At 44.1% G+C, this 17346-nt stretch carries 17 protein-coding genes and 1 pseudogene; 6 read left to right on the top strand and 12 right to left on the bottom strand.

Going from position 1 to position 17346, the window contains the following annotated elements:
- Positions 1–163: 163 nt before the first annotated feature.
- The 3 genes from NFR98_RS15820 to NFR98_RS09610 form a co-directional block, all read right to left on the bottom strand.
- Positions 164–634, bottom strand: coding sequence for a helix-turn-helix domain-containing protein (locus NFR98_RS15820; protein ID WP_307190092.1), 471 nt, complete (start codon positions 632–634; stop codon positions 164–166).
- Complete coding sequence (locus tag NFR98_RS09615; RefSeq protein ID WP_307190091.1) at positions 552–2339, bottom strand: PucR family transcriptional regulator; 1788 nt, start codon at positions 2337–2339, stop codon at positions 552–554. The genes NFR98_RS15820 and NFR98_RS09615 overlap by 83 nt, the downstream gene beginning before the upstream one ends.
- Positions 2340–2602: 263 nt before the next feature.
- Positions 2603–3958, bottom strand: a complete 1356-nt coding sequence (locus NFR98_RS09610) for an MFS transporter (protein ID WP_104851663.1) — start codon at positions 3956–3958, stop codon at positions 2603–2605.
- Between the two features lie 231 nt (positions 3959–4189).
- Here NFR98_RS09610 and NFR98_RS09605 point away from each other — a divergent pair, with 231 nt between their 5' ends.
- Positions 4190–4975: an IclR family transcriptional regulator gene (locus NFR98_RS09605; protein WP_014096871.1), complete on the top strand. Its 786-nt coding sequence runs from the start codon at positions 4190–4192 to the stop codon at positions 4973–4975.
- 73 nt (positions 4976–5048) lie between these two features.
- On the opposite strand, the gene NFR98_RS09600 is transcribed toward NFR98_RS09605, so the two are convergent.
- Complete coding sequence (locus tag NFR98_RS09600) at positions 5049–5885, bottom strand: fumarylacetoacetate hydrolase family protein (protein WP_104851664.1); 837 nt, start codon at positions 5883–5885, stop codon at positions 5049–5051.
- A 15-nt stretch (positions 5886–5900) separates the two neighbouring features.
- Positions 5901–7003 (bottom strand): annotated as a pseudogene (locus NFR98_RS09595) (cupin domain-containing protein).
- 573 nt (positions 7004–7576) lie between these two features.
- On the opposite strand from NFR98_RS09595, the gene NFR98_RS09590 reads away from it, so the two are divergent.
- Complete coding sequence (locus tag NFR98_RS09590) at positions 7577–9058, top strand: DASS family sodium-coupled anion symporter (RefSeq protein WP_251460020.1); 1482 nt, start codon at positions 7577–7579, stop codon at positions 9056–9058.
- A gap of 30 nt (positions 9059–9088) precedes the next feature.
- Positions 9089–9418 carry a hypothetical protein gene (locus NFR98_RS09585; RefSeq protein WP_172653406.1) on the top strand — a complete coding sequence of 110 codons (330 nt, stop codon included), beginning with the start codon at positions 9089–9091 and terminating at the stop codon, positions 9416–9418.
- A gap of 61 nt (positions 9419–9479) precedes the next feature.
- Here NFR98_RS09585 and NFR98_RS09580 read toward each other — a convergent pair whose 3' ends face one another.
- From NFR98_RS09580 to NFR98_RS09555, 6 genes are all read right to left on the bottom strand, one after another.
- Entirely contained in the window at positions 9480–11168 is a 1689-nt protein-coding gene (locus tag NFR98_RS09580; RefSeq protein WP_251460018.1) for a hypothetical protein, read from the bottom strand.
- Between the two features lie 185 nt (positions 11169–11353).
- Positions 11354–11995, bottom strand: coding sequence for a hypothetical protein (locus NFR98_RS09575; protein ID WP_251460016.1), 642 nt, complete (start codon positions 11993–11995; stop codon positions 11354–11356).
- A gap of 214 nt (positions 11996–12209) precedes the next feature.
- Positions 12210–13040 (bottom strand): membrane protein, encoded by an 831-nt coding sequence (locus tag NFR98_RS09570; protein ID WP_035190981.1) that lies wholly within the window; start codon positions 13038–13040, stop codon positions 12210–12212.
- Between the two features lie 12 nt (positions 13041–13052).
- Positions 13053–13751, bottom strand: coding sequence for an ABC transporter ATP-binding protein (locus tag NFR98_RS09565; protein WP_026104572.1), 699 nt, complete (start codon positions 13749–13751; stop codon positions 13053–13055).
- A 1-nt stretch (position 13752) separates the two neighbouring features.
- The gene (locus NFR98_RS09560; RefSeq protein WP_014096861.1) at positions 13753–14118 is read right to left on the bottom strand and encodes a GntR family transcriptional regulator; all 366 of its coding nucleotides are present in this window, start codon (positions 14116–14118) and stop codon (positions 13753–13755) included.
- A gap of 295 nt (positions 14119–14413) precedes the next feature.
- Positions 14414–14974, bottom strand: coding sequence for a PadR family transcriptional regulator (locus NFR98_RS09555; RefSeq protein ID WP_014096860.1), 561 nt, complete (start codon positions 14972–14974; stop codon positions 14414–14416).
- Between the two features lie 113 nt (positions 14975–15087).
- On the opposite strand from NFR98_RS09555, the gene padC reads away from it, so the two are divergent.
- The gene (gene padC / locus NFR98_RS09550; protein WP_017550974.1) at positions 15088–15591 is read left to right on the top strand and encodes a phenolic acid decarboxylase; all 504 of its coding nucleotides are present in this window, start codon (positions 15088–15090) and stop codon (positions 15589–15591) included.
- A 171-nt stretch (positions 15592–15762) separates the two neighbouring features.
- Here padC and NFR98_RS09545 read toward each other — a convergent pair whose 3' ends face one another.
- On the bottom strand, positions 15763–16404 hold the full coding sequence (locus NFR98_RS09545) for an NAD(P)-dependent oxidoreductase (RefSeq protein ID WP_014096858.1): 642 nt from the start codon (positions 16402–16404) through the stop codon (positions 15763–15765).
- A 147-nt stretch (positions 16405–16551) separates the two neighbouring features.
- Between NFR98_RS09545 and NFR98_RS09540 the strand changes: the two genes are divergently transcribed.
- Positions 16552–16989 carry an Rrf2 family transcriptional regulator gene (locus tag NFR98_RS09540; protein ID WP_017550975.1) on the top strand — a complete coding sequence of 146 codons (438 nt, stop codon included), beginning with the start codon at positions 16552–16554 and terminating at the stop codon, positions 16987–16989.
- A 234-nt stretch (positions 16990–17223) separates the two neighbouring features.
- Positions 17224–17346, top strand: a 123-nt coding sequence (locus NFR98_RS09535) for a DUF6431 domain-containing protein (protein WP_346223177.1), incomplete at its 3' end; no start/stop codon positions are given.

Below are 17346 nucleotides of genomic sequence, written 5' to 3'. Positions count from 1 at the left end.
TCCTACACTTTGTAGGAGTGTTTCCGCCTTCCAGCGTTCCTGATCGGCTAGGCCGTACTGTCAAAAACAAACCGTTTAAAACGCTTGCCTTTTTGGATCCTTGTCTGTGACAGGTTTTTTCAAAGAAAAAACACCTTTCATCTAAAAAGGTGTCCATCTCTGTTTAAGCGTCTTCATCGGGAAGACGTTTTTTACGATATCCGTACATCTCATATAACTTAAGGGCCATCATCAAATTGAAGCGCGTTTCCGAGTCATTCAGCCTAATGTTCAACAGCGACTCAATTCTTTCAAGCCGGTAGAGCAGCGAGCTTCTGTGCATGAACAACTCCTTTGAGGTGCTGTTGACGTTCCCGTTATTTTTTAAATACACATCCAGTGTGTGGCAAAGATTCATGCTTTTTGAATCAGAATACTCGATTAAAGGACCCAGCTGTTTTCTTAAAAACAAGTCAATGGCAGTGGGGTTGTTCAGATGATGCAGAATGGTATAGGAACCGAGCGCTTCAAAAAAAGCGAATTTTTCCTTTCGCAGGCGAGCCTTTACGACTTTATGCGCCTGCAATGCCTGTTTGAAGCTTTCTTGATAATCTTCTACATTTTGTTTCAGACCCGATTCCCATAAACAGCGCACAGTTTTTCCATTCATCCGCTGCCCAATGTTCCATTTTTTCATGCAAGGCTGGCCAGTCATGCCCTTTTTCGCGTGTTGCCGGGGCAATGACAATAAACATGCCTTCCACGCTTGCCGTTAGGATGTCTTTGTCCCACTCCAGCAATTTTGATTTGATAAAATCCCATATTTGTGCCGTCTGATCTTCCTTTTGTCCGTCCGGCGCAATGGATAGAACAGCAACTCGGTGACTTTTAAATAAATCCCACTGCAAAAAATTGGCATATTGCAGGACGGACTTTTTATTTTTGATTTTACCGGTTAAGATCTGGCTGACAAAACTGTCCTTTTCCTGCTCTTTCGCTTCGAGGACGAGCCGCTGCTTCATAAATTGGATCGAGCATATATTTTTGGACAAATCAACGGTAAGCCGGTCAAATTCATCGAAACCATCCGGATTTCTTCCTATTGCCAAAAATCCGAGCAGGCGGTTTTCAGCGCTGATCCGCCAAAAGGAAAAAACAGATTCATCCGGGTTTTGAACCGTAAATCCATCTTTAAAAGATTTTTTTAGCTTTTTCGCCTCCTGTGCGAGCGCTGTAACGTTAACCGGTTTTTCTGGGCTTATGGTTTGAATGGCAATTGGTTGCATGAACTGATCAAATAACACAATAGAGCTTTTAAAAATTTCCGCGAACGCAAAGAGGATCGCATCGAAACTTTCATTTTTAACGGTTTCTTTGATCAGCTTTTGCTCATAGTCGAGAAGACTGAGCAATCGGTTTTTGCGTTCTTTTTCATTGTTGTAAAGCCGGGCATTTTCAAGCAGGGCTGCAATATATTGGGAAAGAAAGTCCAGCACGGCCAGGTCTTCTTCCGTAAATCGGCCGGAATACTTTTTTTCAATATGCAGCACCCCTACTGTTTTGACGTTCACAACAAGTGGGATAGTCAGCTGGCTGCTTCCCGGTTCTTCAAGATAAGGAAAGGTATCTTTTAAACGGTAATTATCCATCGGAATGATTTTCGGGTAGTCCATCTTCCCGTAGGCCGGGGGTTGAAAAACAAAGCTGTTTTCTTTCTCGCTATAGGCGTAAATGCAGGCAAAATCCGCTTTTGTCCACAGGCCTGCCTTTGAGGTTAAATCCGCAATATAATTTTCGAACGGTTTTTCCAAGGAAAGGCTCTGGCTGATCCACTCCATCCCTTTTATTCTTTTTGATTGCATTTCTTTTTGCTTCACCATTTTTAAAATGACGGCGATGTCTTTTCCAAACTCCTCAAAAGACTGTTCGAGGTCAAGGAGGGGGACATAATGGTCATACCCGAAAATGCAAAGCCCGAACGGATGGTTTTTTTCCGCCAGCGGAACGGTAAACCACGTTTTTGCCCCCATCTCTTTTAATTTGCTGATAAGCAGGCAGTTTTCATCCCCGTCCTTTTGCGAAGTTAAATTCTGGGCCAGCAGTTTCGGCGTACAGCGTCCAACCGGTATCGGGAATGCGGCGGCAATCGAATCCAGTTTTCCGCTCCAGGCCTTGCAGATCAAAGCGTCCGTTTCGATTAATGCAACCCCTACAAAATCAAAGTTTATTGCTGCATGAAAATAATTCGTCAAATATTGAAGCGCTTCTTCTTCCGTATCAAATTGGATTAACTGGCGCGATGTATTTCTTAAATGCTCCTCCACATCTTTCATCAGCCTGTTCAGCTTAATGTCATGCACGATCCTCCCCTCCTTTTGAATTTTCACGGCTCGTTTTTGACGCTTTGTACACATTCAAGCCTTTCCTGTAAAACGCGTGTTCTTTTTGTGCAATACTGTCCCCGACTTTTAACTTTTTGCCGGCTCTTTCGCGATGGAAACGCTAACTTTATTGTATAGAATACCGTGGAGCTTGTCACACCATTATTTATTATCTGAATTTACTGCTAAAAATGAGCAAACGGACAGGGAACCTCTTTTCCCTGCCCATTTTGTGTAAACGGCTAATGTGTCGCTTTTATTTCTGAATCCAACTTTTCCTGCTCCCCGGCATGATCGTGCACCCCATACTTCTCCTGGACGAAAAGCATCGCAAGCCCTCCAAGGACTGCCGCTACGGCAATGGCCGAAAAATTGTATTGCGGAGAAAGCTGCAATGAGAGCAAAAATCCGACAAATGTGGGCGCGATGATTCCTCCTATCCTGCCAAATGCCATTGTGCTGCCTAAAGCGGTTGACCGCATTTGGACAGGATAATATTGCGAAACAAAGGCATTGGATAAATTTTGAACACCTACAGAAGCCGCACCCACGATAGCAATTAAACCGGGTGCAAGAACGGTGCTGTTGCTGAAGCCGATAAAAGAAAGCGACAGTGCGCCGACAAAGAATAAAGGCACAAGCACTTTTTTAAAGCCAAGTTTATCGACGAGCGGTCCGAATACAAGGGTTCCCGCGATGGCTCCAACCTGCATCACAGCGGTAAAAACCAAACTGGAACTTAAATCATAGCCGGCCTGCATCATGAGGCGGGGAAGCCATGTATTCATGGAGTAAATCAATACGAATGCACTGAAGCAGGAAACCCAGAACATGCAAGTACTAAAAGCACGCTTTTGTTCAAACAGCTTGACAACCGGAGAGCCTTTCTCCTTAAACGGAACTTCTTCGTATTGTAAAGAAACTGTCTTATCTAAACTTGGGTTCACTCTCCGCAGAACCTGCCTCACTTTTTCTTCATCCCCTTTTGCTAAAAGAAAACTGATCGATTCCGGGAGATGCTTGATGAAAAATGGCGTTAAAAGAAGCGGCAAGCCCCCTATCCAATAAACCGCTTCCCAACCGGCTATAGGAAGCAATGCCCGTGTTGTTAATGCGGCTGCAATGGCGCCGGCAGAGTAACCGCAAAATACAAAGGACACGACTGCAGACCGGATATATTTCGGGGAAAATTCAGTTGCCAATGCAATAACGTTCGGCATAACCCCTCCCAGGCCGACGCCGGCGAGAATGCGAAATACCGTAAACATTACCGGCCCTTGCGCAAACCCGGATAGAAACATAAACAAACTGAAAAGAACCGTCGTAAAAATAATGACATTCTTCCTACCCATTTTATCCGCAAGAACACCAAACGCGATCGCACCGACTGCTGTCCCGATTACCGTATAGCTGCCAATCGCACCAGCTAAAACATCCGAAATTCCCCATTCTTTGATTAAAGAAGGAACAGTCGCGCCGTATACCACAACGTCATACCCGTCAAACATAATGGCAAAAAAAAGCCAAAAAACCAGCAATCCGTGAAAAGAGTGGAAACGGCTTTGATCGATAACCCGGTTTGGATTCACAAATTTCATTTTTTACCTCCCAATATAATAGTAAATGCTTATAAAATGCATCGATTCAACTGCCTTTTATTTAATTGAATTTTAACAATTTGTTAAATAAACTTTTACATCTGATTTGTAGGAAATCGTTCCTGCCGTTTTAAACAACTTGTTGGAACCATTAACAGCATTCTCTTTTAGTACCCCTCTAAGAATGCTAAAATAGAGAGAAATAACATCGGCAAAAAGGATGCTTGCCTTATGTCTGAAGCAAAAACAACTGTTAAAATCCAATCCCTCCTTGTTGGTTTTTCTATCATTGATGTGATTGTAAAGCATGGCAAACCGATTAAGTTTAATGAAATTCATGCCCGTACAAATATTACAAAAAGCAATCTGTATAAATACTTAAATACACTGATTTCCATTGGTGCCATTCACCGGAATAAAGAAACCGGGTTATACTCCCCCGGAAGCACATTGATCCAATACGGTATGGCCGCAGTCAACCAGGAAGATATTGTGGCCAAAACTGCATATTATCTTGAAGAAATTAATCATACTTTCGGGGAGACGACTTTGCTGGCCGTATGGACGCATGGCGGCCCGATGATCGTAAAAATGATACACAGCCGGGCCGGACTCAATCTCGGCGGGCAGGTAGGAACCATTCTTCCTGTTCATTCAGCAGCCGGGATGCTTTTTGCCGCCTATAAAAAAGGGCCAATGATTGAAGAATGGATTGGAAAGGGCATTGCCAACATGGTTCCTGATGAGAGGAGTAATCTGAGGGAGAAGCTTAAAGCCATTCAAAAAGAAGGCATTTCATTTGCCAAAGATGCTCTGGCAAAATCAATTTCATCAGCTGCCATTCCAATTTTTAATTACGATCGCCATCTGCTCGGTGCAGTTGTCATTGTTGGTCTTGGGGATACGGTTCCATTACGGGCAGAAGAGGAATCCAGTCGTTACCTTTTGCAAAAAAGCCTTGAAATTTCAGCTGAATTCGGATATGAGTCGGGACAGTCACCAGCGGAGGAATCTTAACCGCAAAAACTTTACGGAATCTATCAGAAAAAGGACCGTCAACTGTGATGTTTTGGCGGCCCTTTATTTTAAATTAAATTGTTACATCCACAGTAAATTCCCCAATCTGCTCAATGCTGATTTTAACGCGGTCCCCTTCCCGGATCGGGCCGACTCCCTCCGGCGTGCCGGTTGCAATAATATCGCCCGGATGAAGGGTCATATGGTCGCAAGCCAGTTCAAAACATTTATAGCAGTCATAGATTAAATATTTCGTGCTGCCGCTCTGGCGCAGTTCATCATTTACCCAAAGTGAAATTGCCAGATCATTGGGATTTTTAATTTCATCCTCCGTCACAATCCAAGGGCCAATCGGGGTAAATGTATCAAACGATTTTCTCCATGTCCGCTCTTCATTTCCGCGGATGGAAATATCCAGCAAAGCAAAATATCCGAAAATATAATCCTTTGCTTCCCTTGCTTTTACATTTTTTGCTTTTTTGCCGACAATGTATCCAAGCTCCGCTTCGTGGTCCGTCCGCCTTTCCGGGAATGGGAGAATTATCGGGTCCGACGGTCCTGACAGCGATTGCGGAGATTTTAAGAACAAGGACAGCTCTTCAATTGTTCTCGGCGCATTGTTAAATTGGTGGTTCATTTCTTCCTGGTGTTTAAGATAATTTACCGGCGCTGCCCATATCTTCCCTGCTCCCGACACAGGGCATTTGAGTGTAACCCCATTTAAGGGATAAGAAACACCCGAAGCAATTTCCTGTTCAATATTTTCCTTCCATTCATCATAATGTGCCATGAGTTTGAGGAAGGAAGCATGCGGGTCATTGCGATCCCAATTCGTCACTTTTGAAATATCTGTAATGCGATCCCCTGTTACCGCGCCAAGCAAGTCTTCGTTAAAAATTGCGATTTTCACAAATTTCCGCTCCTCTCAGGCAAGTCCGTCCGGTACGAATTCCCTTTCAATTTCCTGGTGCCCGCCATGCTCTTCGTATGCCTCACTATATTCCAGCTCCAGTTTTTCCATAATCGGTTTGTCATTAAATGAAAAGAGAAGGACATCTGCATTTCCGGTATTCACATGCTCATGAACACTCCATGGTGGCAGAATGAAAAAGTCTCCTTTTTCCCACTCAAATTTCTGGCCGTCTATCACCGTATAACCTTTTCCTTCTAACACATGATAAATTGCACTGTGGACATGGCGGTGCGCTTTCGTCTGCCGGCCGGGGCTGAGTTTTTGCATCATGGTTCCGATGCGCACATCCGCCGAACCACCCGTTTTCGGATTGATGTATTCAATGGCATAGCCGTCAAAAGGGTCCCAGTCATACAATCCAACAATGCACTTACCTGGTTAAACTTATAGGCAAAAACAGGGGATGGATAATCCGGTGCTGGTTTCTCATGCAGTTTTTTAAACGCGTTCCTTGCAAATTGGCCATTGGAATCACTCTCTGAATCTGCCAGCGGATATGATTCTTCTTCGTACGGTTCAAAGAAAGAGGCAGCCAGCGTACGGACAAGGCCCACATCCAATCCATCCATCCAGATCACCGGCCCAGTCCCCTCATGCCTGTGTTCATGCCATGTCCAAGCCGGTGTCAATACCATGTCGCCACGCTCCATGTAAGCTTTCTCGCCGTTCACTGCCGTATAGGCACCAGTTCCTTCGAGAATAAAACGGATAGCTGACTGGGAATGGTGATGGGACGGGGCATACTCGCCCGGCAGAAGCAGCTGGATCCCGGCATACAATGTATGCGTGCCATAACCAACCAGCCCGCGTTTCAGCAAACTTGGATTCTGCAGATAAACAACACGGCGTTCCGCATCTTTTCCCGGTTCCACCAATTCACCGGACTGAAGCACATAATCTTTTATCGTCTGCCATTTCCATAAATAAGATTCAACATCATGTACCGGTTCCTTTGTGACCATATGTCCCAGATCAAACCATAAAGGGCCAAGATTGTGTTTTTTTAATCCTTCATAAAACTGATTTGCTTTTCCATGCACCTTACTTTCAACCATCCACCCCACTCCTTTTTCTATATAGTTAATTTAATTATCTATATAGATCTTATTTGATGATATAAATCCTGTCAACTATTTTATTTTATTTTTCTAAAAATTTTTAAGTAAAAAGCCTGCTGGCATCATGTATGCAGGCAGACAGGGCTTTTTCACAATATCAAATGCAGAATTTTTGGCATGGATAGCCGGCCCGAAAATAAGTAAAATCTACGGAACGCAGCATCCGTTCTTTCTAAAACGCATGGAACGGCTGGATAATCTTCTCCGCAACTTTCCAGCATATCCATTTCATTAGACACATCTTTCACGCCTGCAGCCGCCTTAAGCAATCATGTCAAATAAAAAGGGGTTCCAGTTGATGAGAGTACGCTCCCTTCCCCCCAGACTTCTCTTATATACACCTGAGAGCTTAGAAAATTTCATATTTTATGCATCCAGCTGAACCGAGTCCCAACAAAATATCGGAATCGCTTACAAAATTACACCAATCTTTAACATTTTCTCCTGTATCGCTTTGCTACAATTAAAGTAGGATAAATATTTGGAAGAATTCAAAAGGGAGGGGTCAAAATGAATGCTGCCAACCAGCAAACGAAGAAGATGAAATGGCAATGGGTTTGGATCGCTGCTGCTTTTGCCGCTCTGATTGCGATTACGCTTCTCCCCCACATGAAAGGCCTGCCGATAGCCGGCCAACGTGCACTCGCCATCGTCGCCTTTGCCCTGATATTATGGGTGACAGAGGCTGTTTCCTACCAGGTTAGTGCCGCCATGATTGTTGGTTTAATTGCCCTCTTAATCGGACTTGCGCCAAGTATCCAGGATCCTTCACAAATGACGGGAACAGGCAATGCCCTGGCCATGGCCCTCAGTGGATTCAGCAGCTCTGCCGTTGCTCTTGTAGCCGCAGCCTTATTTCTGGCTGCTGCCATGCAGGTGACCAATCTTCATAAACGGCTTGCCCTCTGGATCTTGTCCCGCGTCGGCACGAAAACGAGTAACCTCGTCTTTGGCGCTATCCTTGTTTCCATCGTATTGGCATTTTTTGTTCCAAGCGCCACTGCCCGCGCCGGTGCCGTGGTCCCGATTTTACTCGGAATGGTAGCCGCATTCGGGCTGCCGAATAACAGCAAACTCGGCGCATTGCTGGTGATTACTTCCGTTCAGGCAGTTTCCATTTGGAACATCGGCATCAAAACGGCGGCCGCCCAGAATATGGTTGCACTCGGGTTTATTCAGAAAGAATTTGAAACGGACATTACATGGAGTTCCTGGTTTTTATATGCGGCTCCGTGGGCATTCATCATGTCCATCCTTTTGTTTTTCGTGATGACCCACTTAATTAAGCCGGAAACAAAAGCCCTTGAGGCAGGAAAAGATTTAATCGAAAATCAATTAAAAGAACTTGGCCATTTAAAAGCTTCTGAGATCCGTTTAATCGTGATTTCCTTGCTTTTATTGCTTTTCTGGACGACGGAAGGAAAACTTCATCCGTTTGATACGACCACTGTCACAATTATCGCGATTGGGATTTTACTGGCACCAAAGATCGGGGTTTTTGATTGGAAATCAGTTGAACATCTTATTCCGTGGGGAACCGTGATTGTGTTTGCAGTCGGCATTTCGCTCGGTACGGTTTTGCTAGACACCCATGGGGCACAATGGCTGTCTAACAAGATATTCGGCTCGCTCGGTCTGGAAACGATGCCGCTCATTGCTACGATTGCCCTTGTATCTTTGTTCAATATCCTGATCCATCTCGGCTTTGCAAGTGCGACCAGCCTGTCTTCAGCGCTGATTCCGATCTTTATTGCCCTCACTTCCACGATCCATCTGGGTGACAACCAAATCGGTTTCGTCCTGATCCAGCAATTTGTCATCAGCATCGGCTTCCTGCTTCCGGTCAACTCACCGCAAGGAATGCTCGCATACGGGACAGGCGCTTTTACGGCAAAAGATTTTCTGAAATCAGGCCTGCCATTGACCATTATCGGTTATCTATTAATCTTATTGTTCAGCATGACATACTGGAAATGGGTCGGATTGCTATAAGCAAGCTCTTTAATATGTAGACGAATGGGGATGGTGAAATGGACAGCAACCGGGATCTCATTTTGGAAAAAATCAGGAATAACCAAGCATGGTATGAATACGGTACTGCCCGGTTCAAAAGGATTTTGTCAGAGAATAAAGGAAAGATGCAGGCGGATGGCACGCATTATTATGATGAAAAAACAGACCGGCTTGAGCAACAGCGTTATTACCGGAAAGCCCGAAAGCACCCTGCATCTGGCCCGGCGTTATTTGCACTTTACCATGATCTCGTGCAAAAAACGCACAAAAACCGGCTGCCGTACCATGTCAGCAAAAACCAGTATTTGGTACATGTGTGGGCCTGCATCCGGACCATGAACGGCCGCACAGCTCATTTTTTGCCTAAAAAAACAGGGGTTTTCTGGCCCCTGTTCTGCTTTTACTTCCCAATCCCCTTTATCTCCATTGCCTTCACTGGTAAAAAGGTTTCGCCGGTACTGAGGTAAGTCACTTTCACCTGATCTCCTTCTTTCAAATAAATGGCCATTGGGACGGTATCCGAGCTGACGGTAAAGTTTTGGCCGCTAGCAAGCAGGAAGGAGACACTGGTATAATCGCCCGTTTTTTCTTTATATACACGGAGCACCTTGCCGGAGACGGTTTTCGTTTCCGAACCCGATGAGCCGTCAACACTGCTGCCGCCGCGCCGGAGGGCAATTTTATACAACTTAAGCGCAGCATCGGGTGTCGAAGCATTCACCGAGATTTCCGGATTGGCCGCGGAAACGATAAAATACGTCTGCAGAAAACCGTTGGAGTCAAGCACAGGCGTCAGCCAGCTGGCTTCTCCGTAAAAATTGTACAAAATCGGCATCGAGCCTTTCCATTTCTTCTCGATAAATTTTTTCTCGACAATTTGCAAATTGCCTTGCGAATCCATATACGATTCCTGCAAATTACCTGTATAATATGTAGCCTTCCCGGTCCGCGCGTTTGTAAGCGAATAGCCAAGCATCGAGTCCACATCTTTTTTCGGGCTGGTAAAATCGGTAAAATAATACATCGTCCCTTTATCATCAAAAATCGGGCTGACATTTGCTTCTGTTCCTTCATCCGTTGGGAGTTTCACATCCCGCTTGCCGAACAGCGTGTTCCAGTAACCGTGGACAAATTTGCCGAAATAACTGTTTTGCAGGCTGACGGCTTCCGGAGAAACAGCACCGTCAATAAAAGCAGGCGCCTGTTTTAAAGAATAGGACTTCATGGCCCCTGATTCCGGATCCACAAGTACAATGCCTTCCGCCTTAAATCCGTTCCTTGCCGATATAAAATGGCCGTAAGTCCGAATGTAATACGCTTTGCCGTGATCATCCACTTCCACTTGCGGCTCGCCGTAAAAAATCTTTTTCGGATAATGGAGGCGAATGTGGCGGGACAGGTTCTTCTGTAAGAAAGAAGAAGGCGTATAGCGCATATTTTGCTTTACAAATTTTGGATTGTCATCCGCATCTGTTGCGCTCATCACAAAATATCCGGGTGTTTCCCTGCCTTTTAGCCATTTAAAAAATCCGGAAAACTCCACCGGCGCAATATAAACGTACTTGCCGTTCACTTTCTGGATTTGCAGGTTTCCCAACTGGTAATAACTTGCATTCGGAACCTGGCCGAATGACTTCTTCATTTTATTGCGCGCAAACTTCGGCGGCACGCTCGCCGGTGTTTCCCGCTCATCAAACGGCTCAATTTCCGTTTTTTGCGCCATTTTCGCTGTGTGATATTTTTCCCCGGCATTCCAAAGCGGCGCTGTCAGCATATACCCGGCGATGCCCAAGGAAACGAGCAAAACGAGCCCCTTTGCGAACTGTTCTTTTCCACTGGCGAGAAAAGCACCGGCAAGAGAAGCAAAAAACAGTGCCGGCCAGAAAACGGATGGATTTAAATCCCTTTTCGTCACGTAGAAAAAAACAGCAGAAAGTACCCACAGCAACAGAAATAAAGATAAAAATGTCTTCAATTTTTCTCCACTTTGCGGCTCGCCGGCATGTTTCAATTTTTTATCTGAAAAAGGAAATACCAGCACCGCGGCAACCATCGCAAAAATGGCCGTAAACATGATGAGTAACCCCACATCAACCACCCTTTCTGATCATCTATACGAAAAACCAGAAAAGAAGTTTCATTAAAATAGAAGATGGATGGCATGCGGGGGAGGAATTTCGAGACGGATGTTGTAAATCTCCAGTTTTAAGTCCCTCTGTTTTCCGCTTCTGATCGCAAAATGGATCTCGTGCAGTACAGGCAAAAAACCGACACTCAATCCATGCGGCCTGACAGCAGTAAAACAGCCAGCCAGATCGTCCATAAAAAGACCGGTCCTACCGTAACCGGAATCACGAAATAGCCGAAGTCAAAATGCAGACACGTGATGATGATGCCGAAAAAGGCGAGCAGACTGGACCATCGGGCAGAGGCAGAAAACCATTTCGGAAAGGTGCCGCCAGCCTGTTTCATCGCCATGCCATAGCAGAAAATGCCGATCCAGCTGCAGGCAAAAGCGAAATAGCCGGACAACAGCCCGAAAGAAAAAACCGCTTCCCACACTTTGACATCTGTGCCTTTATTTCCGAGAATCGGGAGAATGGTTAATTCCGAGGCAAGGATCAATATCCAGGCTGCCAGTGCCACAAATATCATCCCTGCGCCGAAATCGGCAGTTTTATTGTTCCTTGCCATGTATGTTTTACTTGCAGCAAGCCCGGCCAGCCACAAGCTGATCGCAATAAGCATGAGGATATGGTCGCCTATCCAAAACTGTGCATGCTTGAACGCGTGATAATCTTTTTGAAGGTCATAAGGGTCGACAAGTGGCGGATGCAAAATCGTAGCGACAAGCATCAAAATTGCACCAAGCAAAATGAGCCAACCTTCCGGGCGTACTTTTTTGAATGGATTCATCATAAGCCTCCGCATTCCAGGTTTCTTTCCATTATTTTCCCCTCCGCGGCCGCGCTTCAAACCCACCCCCGGATGTTAAAAACAGGCGTTGAATTTTCATCGCCATAAAAAAGGGGGGCAATGCCTGCTCGCGGCACCGCCCCTCCTGACATGTTAGCAGCAGAAGTTGATAAACGCCCGCTGACACAGCTTTATCATCACTTTTCCTGCGCGATTACAAGTCTATTTTCTTCTCAATCAGATACCCTGTCCCTAAGAATAAGGCGATCATCAACGCCAAATGATAAACAAAAGATGCGATATTTGTGGCGGCAGATCCTGCAATTGCATTAAAGTGCAGCCCGGCGCTATGGTAGTGCATCTGAAGCAGATCATGGTAGGAAGCGGGTGTTTCCACATGGAAAGTGCTCAGGTCTAAATAATACGGAATCCATTGGCTGATTTCGGCGTCAATATAGCCGAATACGCCGCTTAAAATGATGAACACGACGAACCATAAACCGCCAATCTTTTTATGGCGGAACGTTACTTTGCTGAGTGCCATTGAAAAATAGATCAGCAATAACACACTGACAACGCTAAAAACCATAGATAATGTCATGTAAATGCACGCTTTTATGGATAGAACTTTTGAGATCGCAGAGAAAAGTTTTGATATGTGATCAATATGGAATGGGCTGAAAATCATCACCATTAAGAAGTTGAATAGCACAACGCCAATGCCTAACACCATAAACCAAAACAAAGCAGCGATGAGTTTAGATCCAAGTATTTGGTTCCCTGTCAGCGGCAATGTAAAGGTAAGGTAGCCGCTGTCATCATACAATTCTTTTCGGAACGAGCCGACGATGTAGAGGAATGCAGTGAGAGCCGCACCAAATAATAGCATAACGCCAATCGGCATAAAGATTTGCACTGAATGGAACAGCGAGCCTTCCTGATTAGAGGAGGCGTACATGCCGGCCAAGAGGATGAATACCAAAGCCAATATCCCCAAAATAAATTTGTAAGTCCCTCTTATTTCATACTTCATATATTTCAACATCCGTTTTCCCTCCTATGCCCCGAAAACTTCTTTATAAATTGTGTCGATTTGCTTGCCCTTTTCTTCCCGCAATTGCTCTGCATTTCCCGCCAGAACAATCCGGCCGTCTTTTAAGAAGACCACTTCGTCCAATATGCTTTCCATATCCCTGACTAAATGCGTCGTAATGATCATCGAACTGTTTTCGCGGAAGTTGCCGATAATCGCATCCAATATTTGGTCTCTTGCAACCGGGTCGACGCCGGCGATTGGCTCATCCAGAATATATAATTTTGCATCTCTTGCCAGGACAAGCGAGAGGTTCAGTTTTTCATGCATGCCTTTTGACAACGTATCAATTTTCATGTCTTTTTCCAACTTCATAAAATCAAGTAATGCTTCGAACTTCTTTTCATCGAAATCCTCATAAAAATCCTGATATAATTTCAAAGCATCCTTGATCCGCATCCATTTATACAGAAAATTGCGGTCAGGCAAATAAGAAACAATGGATTTTGTTGCCACGCCCACTTTGTATCCGCCAATCCGCACTTCTCCGCCTGTTTGCCGTAAAAGGCCGGTTAAAATTTTAATCAGCGTTGTTTTTCCGCTTCCATTCGGGCCTAATATTCCAACGACTTTTCCTTCCTCTATCGTTAAATTCAACTGATCCAGGGCTTTTTTACGGAAATAATGCTTTGCCAGCCCGTTTATTTCTACGATATTCTTCATTTTATTCATTCCCTTCCATAAACCTTTCCGATATCATTTTTTTAATTTCATCAGGCTGGAAACCCAAATTTTCCATTTCCCTGAAAAAACGGTCTATGACCGCTGCAGCCATGCTTTGTTTTAAATGGCTGATGATAAGGCTGTCCTCTGTTACAAAAGTTCCCATTCCTCTTTGCGTTTTCACCAGCTCTTCCCGCTCCAGTTCCTGATAGACTCTTTGGATTGTATTCGGATTGACTTTTAATTCCTTTGATAATTCCCTGACCGATGGCAGTTTTTCCCCTCTGTCGATTTCACCGGAAACCACCTTAGTCTTAATTAAATTCATGATTTGAATATAAATGGGCAAAGAACTGCTAAATTCCACCTTTTCACCTCCAGTTATGGTGTATTAGTGTACTATATAAATAGTACACTAATATTCCGGTACTGTCAACGCCATATTCCCTTTCCGGGGCTGGCCCGGCATGGCCAAACGAAAAGGCCCTGAAATCGGAAAAGATTTTTCACGAAATCAGGGCCTTATTTGAAAACCAAAATGCCTTTTTGCTTAAGCCGGGCAACGATTCAATGATCCTATCCCGAAAATATACGCTTAGCTGAATTTCTTCTTCTGCCGGTGCCGCGTTCACTCCCGCATGGCGTCTAATGGTAAGGAACGTTCACCTTTTTTGCCTGATAAACCGGATGCTTTTTTTCAGCCAGTCTACATAGCTTTCTTCCCGGGAGATCGCTTTTGTCAGGACAAGATAATGCCCTAACTCATCTGCTGCAAGTCCCATTTTCTCTTCTCTTTGCGCAAAAATAAGCTGGTAACGGGATTTCAGCTCCGATAATTTTTGCTCCCGCTGATCCAATTGGTCCTGGAAAAGCGGAAGAATTTTTTCTTCGGGAATGTATTGGATAAAATAAACTTTTAAAGCAAATGTATCTTTCTCCGTCTCGGGAATTTGTTCCGGGTGCATCAGCCACTGTGCCAGTTCCTTTTTTCCTTCTTCTGTCAGCTTGTACATCTTTCTTTCCAGTTTGACGCCCGATATTTCAATATATTGTTCGATCAGTTTTTCATCCAGCAGTTTTTTTAATTCGGTATAAATCTGGCTGTGTTTGGCACTCCAAAATTGGGAAATTTCCTTTGTAAACTCGGCCGTAATATCATAACCGCTCATATCTTGTTTTCTCAACAATCCCAGAATCGCGTGTTTAAGGACTCTTTTTGCCATCGGCTAACCTCCGTCACGATTTATTGACATTATTATAGCATAGGTATAAAATAAAACATGTAAATATTGACATGTTTAATATTGAATGATTTATTAAATACAGGAGGTTTATAATGAAAACATTAGAAGAATTTTTAGGCACCCATATGATCTATACGTATGAAAATGGCTGGGAATATGAATTTTATGTAAAAAATCAAAATACCGTTGATTATCGCATCCACAGCGGAATGGTTGGCGGCCGCTGGGTCCGCGGCCAAAAAGCAGATATCGTGAAGATCACGGATGGCGTTTTTAAAGTTTCCTGGACAGAACCGACAGGCACAGACGTTTCCCTGAACTTCATGCCGGATGACAAACGGATGCACGGAGTGATCTTTTTCCCGAAATGGGTACATGAACACCCGGAAATCACGGTCTGCTATCAAAATGACCATATTGATTTAATGGAAGAATCACGCGAAAAATACGAAACTTACCCGAAATATGTGGTTCCGGAATTTGCGGATATCACTTACATTAAGAATGAAGGCATAAACAACGAAAAAGTGATTTCAGAAGCACCTTATGCAACGATGGCCGATGACATCCGCTCAGGAAAACTAAAATTTTCATAAGCGAAAAGCCCACAAAAACAAAAAAACGGCGAGACATCGTGTCTCACCGTTTTTTTGCAAATAAAAATAAACGATCACTTTTTCAGTGCCTTCACTTGATTTTCTTCTAACATATTGGCTGTAGAAGGTCAGAATCACGCAAATGTGATAGCCTCTTTATACAACAAGTTGTTATTCTGCTTCGCCGACAACAGAAAATCGTTCATTTTTATGGTGCGGATTTTCAATTTCATCCAGGATTGCAACCGCAAAATCTGCATAGCTGATGTAGCTTTCCCCTTTTGAGTTTAACGTCAGCACATCCCCGCCTTTTTTGTAGGATCCGGTTCGTTTGCCTGCCGGATCAAAGAACGCGGCCGGGCTTACAAAAGTCCATTGGATACCGGTGGAATGCTGCAGGTCTTCTAAATTTTGTGCCTGGCTTTTCGCAGTTGGCAGGAATGCAGCGGGAAAATCGGGTGTGTCCATGACGCGAACGGTTTTTGATTCATCCGCAAACAGGCTGCCGGCACCCCCTACAACGACGAGGCGTGTGCCGGGCGCCCCTTTTAAAGCTTCAATTAAAACCCGGCCGGCTTCCACATGCTGGTGTTCCTTTCCTGGAGCAGCACCAAATGCATTGACGACCACATCATATTTTTGAAGATCTCCGGATTTGATATCGAAAATATTTTTTTCTACCACATCAACCCGTTTGTCTTGAATTTTCGCTGCATTCCGTACAATTGCCGTCACTTCGTGGCCCCTGTCAACCGCTTCTTTGAGAATAAGGCTGCCGGCTTTCCCGCTGGCGCCAATGATTCCAATTTTCATATGGCATTCCTCCTGTAATATGTAATCAACTTTATTACATGTAATTATTATAATTACAAGATGGCAGGCATGTCAATGATATTTATTTCCTTTAGGAGTTATACTATACTTGTAATTATATGAATTACATGAGGATGGTGACTGGAAATGTCGATCAGCAGTCGTTTTGCTGTTGGAATCCATATATTGGCGTTGATTGAAATGAATAAAGATGGCGTGAGTTCTTCCGAGTTTTTAGCGGAGAGTGTGAACACAAATCCTGTTGTCATCCGGAAAATCATGGGAATGTTGAAAAAATCCGGCTTAATAGAAGTCCATCCGGGGAAAGCAGGGGCAAGGCTGGCCAAAGCGCTGTCCGATATTACACTCCTTGATGTTTATAAGGCCGTGAATGTCGTCCAGGACAAAGCGTTATTCAGCATTCACCGGAACCCGAACCCGAAATGCCCTGTGGGAAGAAATATTCAGAACACCATTGAACCGATATTTGAAGCATCCCAGATGGCAATGGAGAAAGTTTTGGAGCAGGTGACATTGGAAGACGTGGTAAAAGACATTGCCAAAAAAGAAAACACCATATGCTAAAAAAGACATTCCAAACTGAATGTCTTTACACAAAATTCATAATAATATAGTTTTATTATCCGGAGCAGATAGGATTTTGTCAATGCGGTACTAAGATTCATTGTATCCTTTAATAATCAAACAATTATTGATATAATATCCGTGGGAAGACCTCTCTAGATATTCATTTCGCAGTGTACATTTAGTTGATAGAGTGTCTTCCCATTTTTTCATTTATCTGCCCCCTCGAGTAAAATTTTACACGTACAGATTCATCACGAACTTCCAGAATTTCTGGTGTCTTATAAAAGATATAAATCGGAATGTATTGAAACGGTTTTGACTAATCGTTCCAATCATGATATTCCGGCAGATGAA

It is taken from the genome of Weizmannia agrestimuris, assembly GCF_943193165.1.
Taxonomy (GTDB): domain Bacteria; phylum Bacillota; class Bacilli; order Bacillales; family Bacillaceae_C; genus Weizmannia; species Weizmannia faecalis.
The sequence above is the reverse complement of the archived record's forward strand: the minus strand, read 5'-3'. Positions and strand labels throughout refer to the sequence as shown.